The organism is Streptomyces sp. NPDC091280 (assembly GCF_044768565.1).
Taxonomy (GTDB): Bacteria; Actinomycetota; Actinomycetes; order Streptomycetales; family Streptomycetaceae; genus Streptomyces.
Genome location: NZ_JBIVUZ010000015.1, coordinates 230,201 through 245,903 on the forward strand (window position 1 = coordinate 230,201; position 15,703 = coordinate 245,903).

The 15,703-nt window shown below is 72.1% G+C and carries 16 protein-coding genes; 8 read left to right on the top strand and 8 right to left on the bottom strand.

Features of this window, described 5'->3' with window-relative positions; genetic code table 11:
- Nucleotides 1-49: 49 nt before the first annotated feature.
- The 3 genes from ACIQPR_RS38970 to ACIQPR_RS38980 are packed head-to-tail and all read right to left on the bottom strand — an operon-like array spanning nucleotide 50 to nucleotide 3,020.
- The gene (locus ACIQPR_RS38970) at nucleotides 50-520 is read right to left on the bottom strand and encodes an NUDIX domain-containing protein (RefSeq protein WP_403658730.1); all 471 of its coding nucleotides are present in this window, start codon (nucleotides 518-520) and stop codon (nucleotides 50-52) included.
- On the bottom strand, nucleotides 517-2,055 hold the full coding sequence (locus tag ACIQPR_RS38975; RefSeq protein ID WP_403658733.1) for an ATP-dependent DNA ligase: 1,539 nt from the start codon (nucleotides 2,053-2,055) through the stop codon (nucleotides 517-519). The genes ACIQPR_RS38970 and ACIQPR_RS38975 overlap by 4 nt, the downstream gene beginning before the upstream one ends.
- A gap of 29 nt (nucleotides 2,056-2,084) precedes the next feature.
- The gene (locus tag ACIQPR_RS38980) at nucleotides 2,085-3,020 is read right to left on the bottom strand and encodes an NAD(P)/FAD-dependent oxidoreductase (RefSeq protein ID WP_403658736.1); all 936 of its coding nucleotides are present in this window, start codon (nucleotides 3,018-3,020) and stop codon (nucleotides 2,085-2,087) included.
- Nucleotides 3,021-3,098: 78 nt separating this feature from the next.
- Here ACIQPR_RS38980 and ACIQPR_RS38985 point away from each other — a divergent pair, with 78 nt between their 5' ends.
- The 6 genes from ACIQPR_RS38985 to ACIQPR_RS39010 all read left to right on the top strand — a co-directional run bounded on the left by ACIQPR_RS38985 (nucleotide 3,099) and on the right by ACIQPR_RS39010 (nucleotide 8,389).
- A complete protein-coding gene (locus ACIQPR_RS38985; protein ID WP_403658739.1) occupies nucleotides 3,099-3,680 on the top strand; it encodes a helix-turn-helix domain-containing protein in 582 nt (193 codons plus the stop codon).
- An 84-nt stretch (nucleotides 3,681-3,764) separates the two neighbouring features.
- Nucleotides 3,765-4,742 carry an NADPH:quinone oxidoreductase family protein gene (locus ACIQPR_RS38990; protein ID WP_403658742.1) on the top strand — a complete coding sequence of 326 codons (978 nt, stop codon included), beginning with the start codon at nucleotides 3,765-3,767 and terminating at the stop codon, nucleotides 4,740-4,742.
- Entirely contained in the window at nucleotides 4,739-5,926 is a 1,188-nt protein-coding gene (locus ACIQPR_RS38995) for an acyl-CoA dehydrogenase family protein (RefSeq protein ID WP_403658745.1), read from the top strand. Before ACIQPR_RS38990 ends, ACIQPR_RS38995 begins: the two co-directional genes overlap by 4 nt.
- The gene (locus ACIQPR_RS39000) at nucleotides 5,923-6,996 is read left to right on the top strand and encodes an acyl-CoA dehydrogenase family protein (protein WP_403658748.1); all 1,074 of its coding nucleotides are present in this window, start codon (nucleotides 5,923-5,925) and stop codon (nucleotides 6,994-6,996) included. Before ACIQPR_RS38995 ends, ACIQPR_RS39000 begins: the two co-directional genes overlap by 4 nt.
- 179 nt (nucleotides 6,997-7,175) lie before the next feature.
- Entirely contained in the window at nucleotides 7,176-8,039 is an 864-nt protein-coding gene (locus ACIQPR_RS39005; RefSeq protein WP_403658750.1) for a phosphatidylinositol-specific phospholipase C/glycerophosphodiester phosphodiesterase family protein, read from the top strand.
- A 155-nt stretch (nucleotides 8,040-8,194) separates the two neighbouring features.
- Nucleotides 8,195-8,389, top strand: a complete 195-nt coding sequence (locus ACIQPR_RS39010; RefSeq protein WP_403658753.1) for a hypothetical protein — start codon at nucleotides 8,195-8,197, stop codon at nucleotides 8,387-8,389.
- Between the two features lie 2 nt (nucleotides 8,390-8,391).
- On the opposite strand, the gene ACIQPR_RS39015 is transcribed toward ACIQPR_RS39010, so the two are convergent.
- From ACIQPR_RS39015 to ACIQPR_RS39030, 4 genes are all read right to left on the bottom strand, one after another.
- Entirely contained in the window at nucleotides 8,392-9,558 is a 1,167-nt protein-coding gene (locus tag ACIQPR_RS39015) for a phosphodiester glycosidase family protein (RefSeq protein WP_403658932.1), read from the bottom strand.
- A 192-nt stretch (nucleotides 9,559-9,750) separates the two neighbouring features.
- Nucleotides 9,751-10,110: a DUF779 domain-containing protein gene (locus tag ACIQPR_RS39020; RefSeq protein WP_403658756.1), complete on the bottom strand. Its 360-nt coding sequence runs from the start codon at nucleotides 10,108-10,110 to the stop codon at nucleotides 9,751-9,753.
- A 109-nt stretch (nucleotides 10,111-10,219) separates the two neighbouring features.
- Complete coding sequence (locus ACIQPR_RS39025; protein WP_403658759.1) at nucleotides 10,220-11,221, bottom strand: MerR family transcriptional regulator; 1,002 nt, start codon at nucleotides 11,219-11,221, stop codon at nucleotides 10,220-10,222.
- The gene (locus ACIQPR_RS39030) at nucleotides 11,208-11,897 is read right to left on the bottom strand and encodes a HEAT repeat domain-containing protein (RefSeq protein ID WP_403658762.1); all 690 of its coding nucleotides are present in this window, start codon (nucleotides 11,895-11,897) and stop codon (nucleotides 11,208-11,210) included. Before ACIQPR_RS39030 ends, ACIQPR_RS39025 begins: the two co-directional genes overlap by 14 nt.
- A 212-nt stretch (nucleotides 11,898-12,109) precedes the next feature.
- Here ACIQPR_RS39030 and betA point away from each other — a divergent pair, with 212 nt between their 5' ends.
- Together betA and ACIQPR_RS39040 are read left to right on the top strand one after the other, a co-directional pair.
- A complete protein-coding gene (gene betA / locus ACIQPR_RS39035; protein WP_403658765.1) occupies nucleotides 12,110-13,777 on the top strand; it encodes a choline dehydrogenase in 1,668 nt (555 codons plus the stop codon).
- A gap of 6 nt (nucleotides 13,778-13,783) precedes the next feature.
- Nucleotides 13,784-14,620 carry a 5,10-methylenetetrahydrofolate reductase gene (locus ACIQPR_RS39040; protein ID WP_403658768.1) on the top strand — a complete coding sequence of 279 codons (837 nt, stop codon included), beginning with the start codon at nucleotides 13,784-13,786 and terminating at the stop codon, nucleotides 14,618-14,620.
- Between the two features lie 28 nt (nucleotides 14,621-14,648).
- On the opposite strand, the gene purU is transcribed toward ACIQPR_RS39040, so the two are convergent.
- Nucleotides 14,649-15,521 (bottom strand): formyltetrahydrofolate deformylase, encoded by an 873-nt coding sequence (gene purU, locus ACIQPR_RS39045; RefSeq protein ID WP_403658771.1) that lies wholly within the window; start codon nucleotides 15,519-15,521, stop codon nucleotides 14,649-14,651.
- Nucleotides 15,522-15,703 lie beyond the last annotated feature (182 nt).

Sequence of the window (15,703 nt, forward strand, 5' to 3'; positions counted from 1 at the left end):
CTTCGACCTTCCCGCGCGGCGCGGGGCACCGCAACGCGTGCGCGGCCCCTCAGCCCGTGTGCTGCGCCAACCGGTCGAGGAACGCGGCCTGCGCCCCGACGACGACGGCCCGCGCCCGGTCCAGGCCCATCCACTCGACCCGGTCCAGCTCCGGGAACTCCCGCATCCGCCCGGACTTCGGCGGCCACTCCATCCGGAAGGTGCCCGGCACCATGGCGGCCGGGTCGAGGTCGGCCTCGATCGCCCACACGGTGACGAGCTTCCCGTTGGCCTGCCGCACCTCGCCCAGTGCGATCGCCTCGCCCTCGGGCGGCGCGAGTCCCAGTTCCTCCTGGAACTCGCGCCGGGCCGCGTCCCAGGCGGGCTCGTCCGGCTCGTACTCGCCCTTGGGCACACTCCAGGCCCCCGCGTCCCGGTGTGCGAAGAACGGGCCGCCCATGTGCCCGAGCAGCACCTCCGGCCCCCGCTCGGTGCGCCGGAACAACAGCAGCCCGGCGCTCCGCCTCCCCGTCCCGCTCACGGCCGCACCTCCGGGTGCGCGGCCAGCAGTGTCTCCACGGTGTCGGCCTCCTCCGGCCGTTTGTCCTCCCGATAGCGCACGACCCGCGCGAAGCGGAGTGTGACGCCGGCCGGGTAGCGGGTCGACCTCTGAAGACCGTCGTACGCGATCTCCACGACGAGTTCGGGCCGTACGGTCACCACATGGCCGTCGCTCTTGACGGCCAGCTCCTGGAGCCGCTCGGTCTGCCAGGTCAGCACGGCGTCGGTCATGCCTTTGAAGGTCTTGCCGAGCATCGCGAAGGTACCGTCCGGATTGCGGGCGCCGAGGTGGAGGTTGGAGAGCCGGCCGGTGCGGCGGCCGTGACCCCATTCGGCGGCCAATACGACCAGGTCGAGGGTGTGCACGGGCTTCACCTTCAGCCAGGAGGCGCCCCGGCGGCCCGCGCTGTAGGGGGCGTCGAGCCCTTTGACGACGACGCCCTCGTGGCCGCGCCCCAGGGTCTCGGCGAGGAAGGCCTCGGCGGCGGGGACGTCCTGCGGACCGGACACGAGCGCGCGGCGGACGCGCATCGGCTCGGGCACCAGCCGGGCCAGTTCCGCGTGCCGTTCGGCGAACGGCAGGTCCAGCAGGTCGCGGCCGTCGACGGACAGCACGTCGAAGAACACGGGGGAGACGGGGACGCTCCCGGCGGCCGTCGCCACGTCCACCCGGGAGCCGACCCGGCCCGCCGTCTCCTGGAAGGAACGGGGGCGTCCGTCCGCGTCGAAGGAGATCACCTCGCCGTCCAGGATGAACCGCTCGCCGTTCAACTCCCGCGCGGCGGCGGTGAGTTCGGGGAGCCGGTCGGTGATGTCGTCGAGGGTGCGGGTGTAGAGCCGTACGACCTCGCCGTCGCGGTGGACCTGGATGCGGATGCCGTCGAGTTTCTCCTCGACCGCGCACTCGCCGAGTTTCCCCACCGCCTCGGCGACCGACGCGGCGGTGTGCGCGAGCATCGGCAGGACCGGGCGGCCCACGGTCAGCCGGAAGCGGTCGAGGGAGGCGGGGCCCTCGGCGAGCAGGGCCTCGGCCACCGTCTGGAGCGAACCGGCCAGCATCACCGCCCGCCGTACGTCCGCCGCAGCGGTGCCGGTCGCCGCCGCCAGGCCCTCCACGGCGACCGCGTCCAGCGCGCCCTGCCGGACCTCGCCGGTGATCAGGCCGAACAGGAAGCGCTGTTCGTCGGCGGTGGCCGCACCCATCAACTCGCCCACCAGCCGCACCCGTTCGGCCTGCGAGCCGGCGCCCGACAGCCGGCCGAGAGCGGTGAGCCGGGCGTCCACCTCACGCACGGTCAGGGTGGGTTCCCCGGCCGGCGCCACGGGCCGGCTCAGCACCTTCCAGCCGATGCCGAGCCGGCCCTGCGGCAGGCGGCCCGCCAGATACGGGATGACGATCGGGACGTCGTCGGCCTCCGCGTCCCGGAAGAGCTCCGCGAGCAGAGCGGTCTTCCGGGACCGCGCCGAGGTGGCGGCGACCTCCTGGGACACATGCGCGAGCCGGGTCAGCAGCATGCAGCCATCGTGCAACGGAGACGGCCGGTCTACACCCGGGCGTCGGCGTCGAGGTCGGCCATCAGCAGCTCCCCATTCACGGTGGCGCCCGCTCGGTACCCGGCGGAGGCCGCGTTCACGACCTGTTCGCCGAAGCCCGCCGCGTTGCCGACCGCCCACACCCCGGGCACGGTCGTCAGGCCCGTCGCGTCGACCACGGGGTAGGCGCCGAACGGCGTCTCCCGCAGCTCCGCGCCCAGCTTCTCCAGCAGCCCGGTCCGCGGGATCGCCCGGGGCGCCACGAACACGGCCTCGCGGGGGTGCGTGGTGCCGTCCGCCAGACGGACACCGGTGAGCCGGTCCTCCTCGACGACGAGTCCCGCGACCTCGCCGGGCACCGCGGCGACCCCGGCCGCCGCCAGTCTGCGCCGGTCCTCGTCCGTGAGTTCGGACTCGGCGACCGTGTGCAGGAACAGCGTCACGTCCTTGGACCACTGCGAGACCATCAGCGCCTGGTGCACGCTCAGCGGTGTCGTCGCGAGCACACCGAAGGCCTGGTCGCGGACCTCCCAGCCGTGGCAGTACGGGCAGTGGAGCACATCACGCCCGAAGCGCTCGGCGACTCCGGGGACGGCCGGCAGCTCGTCCTTGAGGCCGGTCGCGATCACCAGCCGCCGGGCGCGTACGGTCGCCCCGCCGGCCAGCGTGAGCGCGAAGCCGCCGGTGACGTCCACCACCCGGTCCCGGACCAGCTCCACGCCGTAGCGCGCGATCTCCTCGCGGCCCCGGGCCAGGAACTCGGCGGGGGACATGCCGTCCCGGGTCAGATAGCCCTGCATGTGTGCGGCGGGGGCGTTGCGCGGCCCGCCCGCGTCGACGACGAGTGTGCGGCGCCGGGACCGGCCCAGGACCAGCGCGGCGGACAGCCCGGCCGCGCCGCCGCCGACGACGGCCACTTCGTAGGTCCCGCTGTGTGTCTCGGTCATGGTGACCACCTCCACCCCGAAGGTCGCCCCACCGCTGCCGTATTGACAAACGCGTTTGCCGAAACTGCAATACCGGTCATGAGCGACGACACGGACGAGGTCCTGGCGGAGGTCGGTCCGCGGCTGCGGCGGATCCGCAAGGAGCGGGGCGCGACCCTCGCCGGACTCTCGGAGGCGACCGGGATCTCGGTGAGCACGCTGTCCCGGCTGGAGTCCGGGCTGCGCAGACCCAGCCTGGAGCTGCTGCTGCCGATCGCGCGGGCCCACCAGGTGCCGTTGGACGAACTGGTGGGGACACCGCCGGTGGGCGATCCCCGGGTGCGGTCCGAGCCGATCCGGCGGCACGGGCGCACCTACTGGCCGCTCACCCGCCAGCCGGGCGGGCTCCAGGCCTTCAAGGTGCTGGTGCCACGACGGCAGGAGGAGCCCGAGCCGCGGACGCACGAGGGCTACGAGTGGCTCTACGTCCTGTCCGGACGGCTGCGGCTGGTGCTCGCCGAGCACGACGTGGTGCTCGGGACGGGCGAGGCCGTCGAGTTCGACACCCGGGTGCCGCACTGGTTCGGGTCGACGGGGGAGGGACCCGCGGAGTTCCTGAGCCTGTTCGGCCCGCAGGGCGAGCGCATGCACGTGCGGGCCAGGCCCCAGCGCGGCCGGTGACGAACCCGACGCTTCCCGATGTGCAAGCGACCGCTTAGTATGCGATCGAGCCCGGTAAGACAGAGCAGTCCGTGGAGGCCCCGCATGCAGGCATGGCAAGTGCACGAGAACGGCGAGCCGAGTGAGGCGATGCGCCTGGCGGAGGTGCCACGACCCACGCCGGGCGACGGCCAGGTCCTGCTCAAGGTGCGCGCCGCGAACATCAACTTCCCGGACGTGCTGATGTGCCGCGGCCACTACCAGGTCAGGCCGCCGCTCCCGTTCACGCCCGGCGTGGAGATCTGCGGCGAGACCGAGGACGGCCGCCGCGTGATCGCCAACCCCGCGCTGCCGTACGGCGGTTTCGCCGAGTACGCCGTCGCGGACGCCGCCGGACTACTGCCCGCGCCCGAGTCGCTGGACGACGCGGAGGCCGCCGCGCTCCACATCGGCTACCAGACGGGCTGGTTCGGCCTCCACCGCCGCGCCCGCCTGGAGGCCGGCGAGACCCTGCTCGTGCACGCCGCCGCCGGCGGGGTCGGCAGCGCGGCCGTACAGCTCGGCAAGGCCGCCGGTGCCACCGTCATCGGTGTCGTCGGCGGTGCCGACAAGGCCGCCGTGGCAAGGGAGTTGGGCTGCGATGTCGTGATCGACCGGCGGACCGAGGACGTCGTCGCGGCCGTCAAGGAGGCCACCGGCGGACGCGGCGCGGACGTGATCTACGACCCGGTCGGCGGGGACGCCTACACCCAGTCCACCAAGGTCGTCGCCTTCGAGGGGCGGATCGTGGTCGTCGGCTTCGCGAGCGGCACGATCCCCAGCCCCGGTCTCAACCACGCGCTGGTGAAGAACTACTCGATCCAGGGCCTGCACTGGGGCCTGTACGCCACCAAGAACCCGAAGCTGATCGCGCACTGCCACGAGCAGCTCACCGACCTCGCCGCCCGGGGTGTCGTCAAGCCCCTGGTCAGCGAGCGCGTGCCGCTGAGCGATGCGGCAGCCGCCGTGCAGCGGGTCGCCGACGGCGTCACGACCGGCCGGGTCACCATCCTTCCGTCGCCGGTGAACGGAGCCGCCGCATGACCATCGACGCAGCCGAACTCAGGCGTCGGACCGCCGAGTTGCTGACCGCGCACCCACCGCTGGAGACCGACCGCACCACCTTCCTCAAGGCCCGCTTCGACGCGGGACTGGCCTGGATCCACTATCCGGAAGGCCTCGGCGGCCTCAACGCCCCCCGCGCCCTCCAGGCCGTCGTGGACGCCGAGCTGGCGGCGGCCGGCGCCCCCGACAACGACCCGCGCCGGATCGGCATCGGCCTCGGCATGGCCGCCCCGACGATCCTCAAGTACGGCACGGAGGAACAGAAGCAGCGGTTCCTGCGACCCCTCTGGGTCGGCGAGGAGGTCTGGTGCCAGCTGTTCAGCGAACCGGGCGCCGGGTCCGACCTGGCCGCGCTCGGCACCCGCGCCGTCCGCGAGGGCGAGGGGGACTGGATCGTCAACGGGCAGAAGGTGTGGACGTCCAGCGCCCATCTCGCCCGCTGGGCCATCCTCATCGCGCGCACCGACCCGGACGTCCCCAAGCACGCGGGCATCACCTACTTCGTCTGCGACATGACCGACCCCGGCGTCGACGTCCGGCCGCTGCGCCAGATCACCGGCGAGGCCGAGTTCAACGAGGTCTTCCTCACCGACGTCCGCGTCCCCGACGCCCACCGCCTCGGCGAGGTCGGCGACGGCTGGCGGGTCGCGCAGACCACGCTGATGAACGAGCGCGTCTCCATCGGCGGCATGCGCATCCCCCGCGAGGGCGGGATGATCGGCATGACCAGCGAAACCTGGCGCACCCGGCCGGAGTTGCGCACCCACGACCTCCATCAGCGGCTGCTCGGGCTCTGGGTCGAGGCCGAGGTCGCCAGGCTCTCCGGCGAGCGGCTGCGCCAGCAGCTGGCGGCGGGCCAGCCCGGTCACGAGGGCGCCGGCATGAAGCTGTCCTTCGCCCGCCTCAACCAGGAGATCAGCGGCCTGGAGGTGGAACTCCTGGGCGAGGAAGGCCTGTTGTACGAGGACTGGACCATGCGCCGCCCGGAACTGGTGGACTTCACCGGCCGTGACGCCGGCTACCGCTACCTCCGCTCCAAGGGCAACAGCATCGAGGGCGGGACCAGCGAGGTCCTGCTGAACATCGTCGCCGAACGCGTCCTGGGCCTGCCGGCCGAGCCGCGCACCGACAAGGACGTCGCCTGGAAGGACCTGGCCCGATGACAGATCTTCTCTACTCGGAGGAGGAAGAGGCGCTGCGCGCCGTCGTCCGGGACCTGCTCACCGACCACTGCGACGCGGCGGGCGTCATCGCGCGCACCGAGTCGGACGCCCCGCACGACCTGGCCCTGTGGAAGTCCCTCGCCGACGGCATCGGCCTCGCCGGACTCCTGGTGCCCGAGGCACAGGGCGGACAGGGCGCCACCCACCGCGAAGTCGCCGTCGTACTGGAGGAGTTGGGCCGCGCGGTCGCTCCGGTCCCGTACCTCACGAGCGCGGTCGTCGCCACCGAGGCGCTGCTGGAGTGCGGGGCCGAGGACCTGCTCGCCGAGCTGGCCGCCGGCCGGAGGATCGGCGTCCTCGCCGTCTCCCTGAGCGTCGCGCCGGGCGCCGCCCACCAGGCCGTACGGCACGAGAACGGCTCCCTGCACGGGGAGTTGACCGGCATCGCGGACGCCGCCGCGGCCGATGTGCTGCTGGTGCCGGCCGAGGACGGCGGGCTGTACGCCGTCGAGGCGGGCGCCGTGACCGTCGTACCGCAGGTGTCGCTGGACCTGACCAGGCCGCTGGCGCGGGTGGTGCTCGACGGCGCCGCGGGGCGCCGCGTCGGGGACGCGGCACCCGCCGTACGGCGTGCGCTGCGGGCCGGGGCCGGGCTGCTCGCCTCCGAGCAACTCGGGCTCGCCGACTGGACGTTGACGGAGACGGTCCGGTACCTGAAGGAGCGCAAGCAGTTCAACCGGCCCGTGGGCGGGTTCCAGGCGCTCAAGCACCGGCTCGCGCAGCTGTGGCTCGAGGTGGTCGGCCTGCGGGCCGCCGCCCGGAACGCGGCCGACGCCCTCACGACCGGTGAGGACACCGAGGTGGCGGTCGCCGTCGCCCAGGCCTACGCGGCGACCGTGGCCGTCCACGCGGCCGAGGAGGCCGTCCAGTTGCACGGCGGGATCGGCATGACGTGGGAGCACCCGGCCCACCTCTACCTGAAGCGCGCCAAGGCCGACTCCATCGCCTACGGCACGGCGGGTGCCCATCGCGAGGCGCTGGCGGAACTGGTCGATCTGCGCGCCCCCTGACCGCCCTCCGGCCGTCCGGTGAAGCCCGTCCCACCCGGGGCGGGCTTTTCCGTGCCGCCCGGCCGAAGGAGTGAACAAGCGAGGGCGGTCCGGCCAACTCCTGCCCCGCACAGGTTCATCGGGGGTCGGACAGCCCCATACTCCCTGTGGTTCGCACCCGCCCCACAGGGAGGAACACCATGGCCCTCATCACCCGTCGCAGAGCCCTCACCGCGTTCGGCGCCACCCTCGCGGTCGTGCTCGCCCCGCCCGCCGGCAGCGCGTTCGCCGCCGAACAGGGGCACCACCGACGCCCGTTGTGGCGCGCCCACGCCCACAACGACTACGAGCACCCCCGGCCCCTCCACGACGCCCTCGACCACCGGTTCGGCAGCGTCGAGGCCGACATCTTCCTCGTCGGCGACCAACTCCTCATCGGACACGACGCGTCCGAACTCGATCCGAGCCGCACCCTCGAATCCCTCTACCTCGACCCGCTGTCCGCCCTCGTGAAGGCCAACCACGGCTCCGTGTACCGGGGTTGGCGCAGGCCCTTGCAGCTCCTGATCGACATCAAGACCGAGGGCTCCTCGACCTACCTCGAACTCGACCGCCATCTCCAGCGCTACCCGCACCTGTTCACCACCTACGACCACGGACGCGTCCACCCGGGCGCGGTCACCAACGTCATCTCCGGCGACCGCGCGGCCCGTGTCCCGATGGCGGCGCAGACCGTGCGCCGCGCCTTCTACGACGGCCGGCTCGACGACCTCGGCACCTCGGCGCCCGCCTCCTTCATCTCGCTCATCAGCGACAACTGGCAGACCAACTTCACCTGGCTCGGCGACGGCGCCTTCCCCGACGCGGAGCGGCGGAAGCTGCGTGACATCGTGCGGCGCGCGCACGCGGCCGGGCAGACCGTCCGCTTCTGGAACACCCCGGACCTGGCGGGCACCGCCCGTCAGGCGCTGTGGGAGGAACTGTTCGCCGCCGGAGTGGACTTCCTCAACACCGACGACCTCGCCGGCCTCGAAGCCTTCCTGGACGCCCACCGCACGGCGTGACATCACACGGCGTGACATCACACGGAGTGACACCGCGCCGCGTGACACCACACGTTCGGGGGACACGTCAGTAGCCCGGATGAACCCTCCGCTACGCCACACTTGCGGCCGAACGCCGCGAACCAGACACGACGGCGTGGCGGAGGAGGGTGACGATGGCCATTTCCATCTCTGTGGTGCTGCTGCTCCTGATCCTTGCGGTGATCTTCATGCGCAGCGGCGGGCTGAAGCTCTCCCACGCGCTGATCTGCGCACTGCTCGGGTTCTTCATGGCCGGGACCAGCATGGCGCCCACGATCCACAGCGGCCTCACGGCCACCGCGGACCTGGTGAGCGGACTCCATCCCTGAGGTCAGCGGGTCGAGAAGATCCCGACACCGTTCGGTACGGGCCGCTCGGCGCCGCCGCTGGGGTGGTTGCGTACCGTGACGGCGCTCGCGCCGGGCGCGCGGGCGACCAGGGTCGTCGAGCCGCCGCCGTCCAGGCTGAACGCGTCGACCGAGCCCAACTTCCGCATCTCGGCGGCGACTTCGGCGATCGTCAGACCGCTGCGGTACGCGACCGCGCCGTCCGTCGCGAACAGCAGCAGGCGGTGGCCGCCCTGAGCGATGCCCACGGCGGTGCGCACGGCCGAGGTCGTGTTGTCCAGGCCGGCCTGCGGCTGTCCGCCCCGCAGCACCGGGTAGCCGCCCACGGCGAAGCGGAACGGCACCCCGGACCGCGCCGCCACCAGCCGGTGCAGCACCTGCACCCGCTCGCCGACCGACAGCTTCCGCAGCCACCGCGCGCCCGCCTCCCGCCCGACGAGGACGGTGGTGCCCGCGGCGATGGCACCGCGGCCCGGAGCGCGGGACACCGACACGACCCGCGCGTGGCGCACGGTGACCTCGTAGGTGTCGGTGCTGCACGCGGCGGCCCGGTCGGTGTCCGTGCCGCAGGTGGCCCGCACCCGGGAGGCGCTGCCCCAGCGCGCCGTGAACGCGCCGACGGAGTTCACCGGCAGCGCGAACTGGTTGAACCCGCCGAGCGGCATCCGGCTCCGCGCGGCGGCGACCGTCCCCTTCAGGGTGAGGCTGTCCAGCCGGGCCACGCGGTCGACGCCGACGCCGAGCACGTTCCGCGTGTTGGTGCCCGGCGGCAGGACGGGTCCGAAGCGCTGGCCGTCCGGCACGGCCCCCTTGAGCGCCGTACCGCTCGCGACGGCCGGTCCGTCGGTGGCACCCGTGGCCTCGACGCCCGGGTGCTGGGCCTCGCTGATGTCGAAGAAGTCGCCGTTGACGCCCGCGACGGCACCCGCCGAGTCCGCCAGCTCGGAGACGGGCTCACGGGCCGCCACCGCGCCCGGGTACAGCAGGTCGACGCGCACATGGGGATTGCGCAGGTCCACCACGACCACATGCGCGCGGGTCACCCCCCTGGCCGCCGCGATGTCGAACTGCCGGTAGGTGACCCCCGGCGCGAGCGAAGTGCCGGCCGGTACGGTGCCGCCCGGGACGGCGTCGGCCGGTGCCGCCCCGATCAGGGCCGCACCGGCCAGCGCGCCGAACGCCGTACGGAACGCGATTGTCCGTCTGCCCGCTCTTGCCCGTCCGGCTCTGAACCGCGCCGCTCCGGAACGCCTTTGACGGTGCGTCACAGTGCCCCCTGATGTCTCGTCAACTCCTCCAGGACTCAGGGGAAGTGCATCAGAAGACGGTGACCGGCGGGGCTCCTAGGCGCCGACTACACGGGAACGGGTGAGAAAACGCACCCCCTCGGGTGCTTCCAGCGAGAAACCGCTGCCGCGACCCGCTACGACGTCCACGATCAGCCGCGTGTGGCTCCAGACCTCGAACTGGCTGCGCGAGATCCAGAACGTCACGGGCTCCGGCACGCCCTCCACGGCCAGTTCGGCGAGCAGTACGTCCGAGCCGCCGGTACGGAACTCGCCCTCCGGGTAGCACATGGGCGCGCTGCCGTCGCAGCAGCCGCCGGACTGATGGAACATCAGCGGGCCGTGCTGCGCGTGCAGTTGACGCAGCAGGTCGGCCGCGGAGGGGGTGAGTTCGACGCGCGGGCCGTTGTCGTCCATGTCTGCCGTCCCCAGTAGGCGGGTGTGATGCCGCCTCATCGCAGCAGACCCGAGGTTGCAACAAGGTTGCGGGCTTCTTCGGCTCGTGGGGGGGTGACCGACTCGGCGGTCACCGCGCGTCGCGGAGCCGAAGCAGGTACGCGGCGGTCAGCGCGACCGCGCGGTCCTCGTCCTTCGCCAGTGCCCTGAGGGCGTGTTCCGCCGTCGTACCCGGGATGTCGGCCAGTGCCTGGGTGAGCCGTCCGCGTGCGGGTGCCCTCGTGGTGTCGTCGGCGATCCGGTCGACGAGCCCGGTCGCGATCCGGTCCGCCGTCGCGGTGTCCGCGGCCAGCACGCTCAGCGCGTCGGCCGCGTCCGTGTCGTTCCGTCCCGCCACGACCATGTCGATGAGCTCCGGGACCGCGTCGGCGACACCCCGCGCGCCGAGCGCGAGGGCCGCGGACGCGCGGACCACGGGGTCGGGGTGCGTGAGGGCGTCCCGCAGCGGCGCGGCGGCTTCGGTGCCGGGCAGTTCGACGAGGGCTCGAACGGCACGTTCCCGCACCGCGGCGACCGGGGAGCCGAGGGCGTCCGCCAGCAGGGCCGGGGCAGCGCCGTCCGCCGACCGCGCGAGCGCCCAGCGCAGGGCGCCCGCCACGTTCGGCTCCGGCTCGCCGAGTACCGCTTCCACCAGTGCCTCCGCCGGCACCTCCGCGCCCGAGGCGAGGACCGCGCGCTGACGCGCGTCGGGGTTCTTCGACCCCAGTGCCTGGAGGAGCGCCACGGTCCGCAGCACGTCCTGCCAGTCGCCGGGGTCCGCGGCCTCGATCCGGCCGAGCCGGGTCAGCAACTCGGTCTCGGCGGCGATGCGTTCGCGCGTCCGGGAGACGAGGTCGCCGACGAGCGCCGAGGGCGTGAAGGCGGGGTCGTCCAGCGCGCGCCCGATCTCACGCAGCGACAGCCCCAGCGAGCGCAGGCTCTCGATGTGGAAGATCCGCCGGACGTCCCGCGCGGAGTACTCCCGATAACCCGATCCGGTACGGCCCGAGGGCCGCACCAGGCCGAGGGACTCGTAGTGCCGGAGCATGCGGGCACTGACCCCGGACCGTCTCGCCACCTCACCGATCAGCACGGTCGTCATCGTCCGTGGTGGGCGCCCCGGTGAGCGCCACGACGCGCTTGGCCTCCTCGATCGCCGACTCGAACCCGGCGTCCGGGTCCGCCAGCAGCCGCCGCGTGGCCAGCGCGTGCGTCCGTACCCGTGGGTCGGGGTCCGCGGCGGCGGCGCTCAGCGCGGGCCCGCTCGCCTCGCCGAGCGCGACCAGGGCCCGGCTCAGGCTCATCCGGGTCTCCCGTCCGCCGCGCCCGAGCCGGGTCGCCAGCACGGCCGCCAGGGCGGGTTCCTCGCCGGCCGGCACCAGCGCGACCGCGGCCCGCCAGGCGCTCCGCGCCACCTCGTCGTCGGCGTCCGACAGCAGCTCCTCGGTGATCGCCGGCCACGCCTGCCGGTCGCCGATCTTGGACAGCGTGTGCAGCGCCTGACCGCGTGCCCGCGCGTGCTCCGAGCGGACCTCGCGCATCAGCGCGGGGAGCGTCAGGGACGTCGGGTGGCGGGTGAGCGCCCAGGTCAGCATCTCCCGGACGAGCAACTCCGGCTCGACCGCGCAGCACTCGACGAGCCTGCCGACGTAGCGCGGGTCGGGTGCCGTCCCGGCCGCCAGGGCCGTGCGCAGCCGTACGGACGGACGCGGGTCCGTCAGTCCGTCGAGCGCCCGGAGCGCGTCCGTGTCCTGCTTCGTCATGGTCATCACGACCACCTCCTGGGGAAGCAGTGAAGACCTTGTCACGGTGTCAAGGTCAAACGACCCCGACCGGCCCCGGGCCGCCGCCGTCGCTGTCGCCACCGGTAACAACACCGAAACCCGGACCTTGCAAGTTGCGTTGCTCGCAACCTGGTGCGTATGGCGATACCCGTATTAGCATGCCTCGCGTATCTACGGCGCGAGCGAGACGAGAGATCATGGCTCCCCTGCAATACGACTTCGTCATCGTCGGCGGTGGATCCGCCGGCAGCGCACTGGCGAACCGGCTCTCCGCGGACCCGGGCAACAAGGTGCTCGTCCTGGAGGCCGGCCGGCCCGACTACCCGTGGGACGTCTTCATCCACATGCCGGCCGCGCTGACCTACCCGATCGGCAGCCGTTTCTACGACTGGAAGTACGAGTCGGAACCCGAGCCGCACATGAACGGCCGGCGCGTCTACCACGCGCGCGGCAAGGTGCTGGGCGGTTCCAGCAGCATCAACGGCATGATCTTCCAGCGCGGCAACCCCATGGACTACGAGCGCTGGGCCGCCGACGCCGGTATGGAGAACTGGGACTACGCGCACTGTCTGCCGTACTTCCGGCGGATGGAGAACTGTCTCGCGGCCGATCCCGACGACGAGTTCCGCGGCCACGACGGCCCGCTCGTCCTCGAACGCGGGCCCGCCGCCAACCCGTTGTTCGGCGCCTTCCTCGACGCCGTTCAGGAAGCCGGCTATCCGCGCACCGACGACGTCAACGGCTATCAGCAGGAGGGCTTCGCGCCCTTCGACCGCAACGTCAGCCGGGGCCGTCGGCTCTCCGCCTCCAAGGCGTACCTGAAGCCCGTCCGCAAGCGGCCCAACCTCACCGTCACCACCCGCGCGATGGTCGACCGCGTCCTCTTCGAGGGCAAGAAGGCCGTCGGCGTCGAGTACCGGCGCCGGGGCAAGGTCCACCAGGTGCGCGCCCGCGAGGTCATCCTCTGCGGCGGCGCCATCAACTCCCCCCAGCTGCTTCAGCTTTCGGGCATCGGCAACGCGCGGGAGCTGAGCGCGCTCGGCATCGACGTCGTCCACGACCTGCCGGGCGTCGGCGAGAACATGCAGGACCACCTGGAGGTGTACATCCAGTACGCCTGCAAGCAACCCGTCTCCATGCAGCCGTACATGGCGAAGTGGCGCGCCCCCTTCATCGGCCTCCAGTGGCTCTTCCGCAAGGGCCCCGCGGCCACCAACCACTTCGAGGCGGGCGGGTTCGCCCGCAGCAACGAGGACGTGGACTACCCCAACCTGATGTTCCACTTCCTGCCCATCGCGGTCCGCTACGACGGCTCGTCGCCGGCCGGCGGGCACGGCTACCAGGTGCACGTCGGGCCCATGTACTCCGACGCCATCGGCTCGGTGAAGATCAAGAGCAAGGACCCGCTGGAGCACCCGGCGCTGCGCTTCAACTACCTCTCCACGGAACAGGACCGGCGCGAGTGGGTCGAGTCGGTCCGGGTCGCCCGCCAACTCCTCAACCAGCCCGCGCTGGCCCCATACAACGACGGCGAGATCTCGCCGGGGCCGTCCGTCGAGACCGACGAGGAGATCCTCGCCTGGGTGGCCAAGGAGGGCGAGACCGCCCTGCATCCCTCCTGCACCTGCAAGATGGGCACCGACGAGATGTCGGTCGTGGACCCGAACAGCATGCGGGTGCACGGAGTCGAGGGGCTGCGGGTCGTCGACGCGTCGGTGATGCCGTACGTCACCAACGGCAACATCTACGCGCCCGTCATGATGATCGCCGAGAAGGCGGCCGACCTGATCCTCGGCAAGGAGCCGCTGGCTCCCTCCAAGGCCGTGTACTACCGCCACCGCGACGCCCAACAGCAGGCCGGGTAGGCCGGGTTGGGCGGCGAGCGTCTCAAGGCGCTGCTGTCGAGCGTCCGTTACGAGGTGCTGCCCGCCGGGGCGACCGAGGAGAAGGTCCTCGCCCATGTGCCGCGCGATGTCGTCGTCACCGTGACGGCGTCGCCGGTCAAGGGGCTGGAACCCACCCTCGACCTCGTCGGACGGCTCGCGGCACACGGTTACCGCGTGGTCCCGCACGTGCCCGCGCGGCTGCTGCGGGACGACGCGCACCTCAAGGACGTCGTCGACCGGCTCCGGCAGGCCGGTGTCGACGACGTGTTCGTCCCGGCCGGCGACGCCGATCCGCCGGCCGGGGTCTACGACGGGGCGCTGCCGGTGCTCCGCAGGCTCGGCGAGCTGGGAAGCCCGTTCACCCGCGTCGGTATCACCGGCTATCCCGAGAGCCACCCCCTCATCCACGACGACCTCACCATCCAGGCCATGTGGGACAAGCGCGCCCACGCCACGTACATCGTCAGCAACCTGTGCTTCGACGCGCGCGTGCTGGGGGAGTGGGCCGGCCGCATCCGCCGCCGGGGTGTGACGCTGCCGCTGTACGTGGGCGTCGCGGGGCCGGTGCAGCGTACGAAGCTGCTGGCCATGGCGACGAAGATCGGCGTGGGGGAGTCGACCCGCTTCCTCACGAAGCACGCGTCCTGGTTCCTGCGGTTCGCCGCGCCCGGCGGCTACTCGCCCGACCGCCTGCTCACCGGCACCGCGGGCGCCCTGACCGGGCCCTCGGCGGGGGTGGCGGGCCTGCACGTCTTCACCTTCAACCAGCTCGCCGAGACGGAGCGCTGGCGCCGAGCGGCACTGGACCGGCTGGGCGGCTAGCCCAGCCGGTCCCGTATACGACCCTCGCTCACCGGAACACCACTGTCCGGTTCCCGTCCACCATCACCCGGCTCTCGCTGTGCCACTTCACCGCGTGGGCCAGGACCTGTGCCTCCACGTCACGCCCGACCGTGACCAGCTCCTCCGGGTCGAGGGAGTGGTCGACCCGGACCACGTCCTGGTCGATGATCTGGCCCTCGTCCAGCTCCGGTGTGACGTAGTGCGCGGTCGCGCCCACGAGCTTGACTCCCCGGTCGTACGCCTGCTGGTAGGGGCGGGCGCCCTTGAAGCTGGGCAGGAAGGAGTGGTGGATGTTGATGGCGCGGCCCTCCAGCTCCTTGCACAGGTCGTCGGAGAGGACCTGCATGTAGCGCGCCAGCACCACCAGCTCGATGTCCAGGTCGCGCACCAGCTCCAGCAGCCGCGCCTCGGCCCCCGCCTTCGTGTCCCTGGTGACCGGGACGTGGTGGAAGGGGATGCCGTAGGTGTCCGCGAGGCCCTCGAAGTCGCGGTGGTTGGAGACGATCGCGGGGATCTCGATGTTGAGGGCGCCGGTGCGGCTGCGGAACAGCAGGTCGTTCAGGCAGTGGCCGAATCTGGACACCATGATCAGGGTCCTGGTCGGCGTCGAGGCGTCCCGCAGGGTCCAGGAGATGCGATAGGCCTCGGCGACCGGACCGAATCGGTAACGCAGTGTTTTCAGGTCGGCGTTTGGATCGGAAACGTCGAAGTGGACCCTCATGAAGAAGCGGCCCTTGAGCCGATCATCGAATTGCCGGCTCTCCAGGATGTTGCCGGAGTTCCGGACGAGGAAGCCGCTCACCGCGTGGACCAGTCCGGTGGTGTCCGGGCACGAGAGGGTGAGGACGAATTCGCGGCCAGGGTGCGGTCGAGGGGACATGTGCGGCCTCCGTCGGTGCGTATTGCACAACAAGGTGAGCGATACGCAACATGGTTGGGCCGCGCGCGGCTCGCGGTCAAGAGGCGGCCGGGCAATGGGGAGCATGGCGAAATCGTCATCTGCCAACCCCTTGACGTATGTCTGCACATTCGCCATGGTGTTCCACCACAAGCAATACGGTG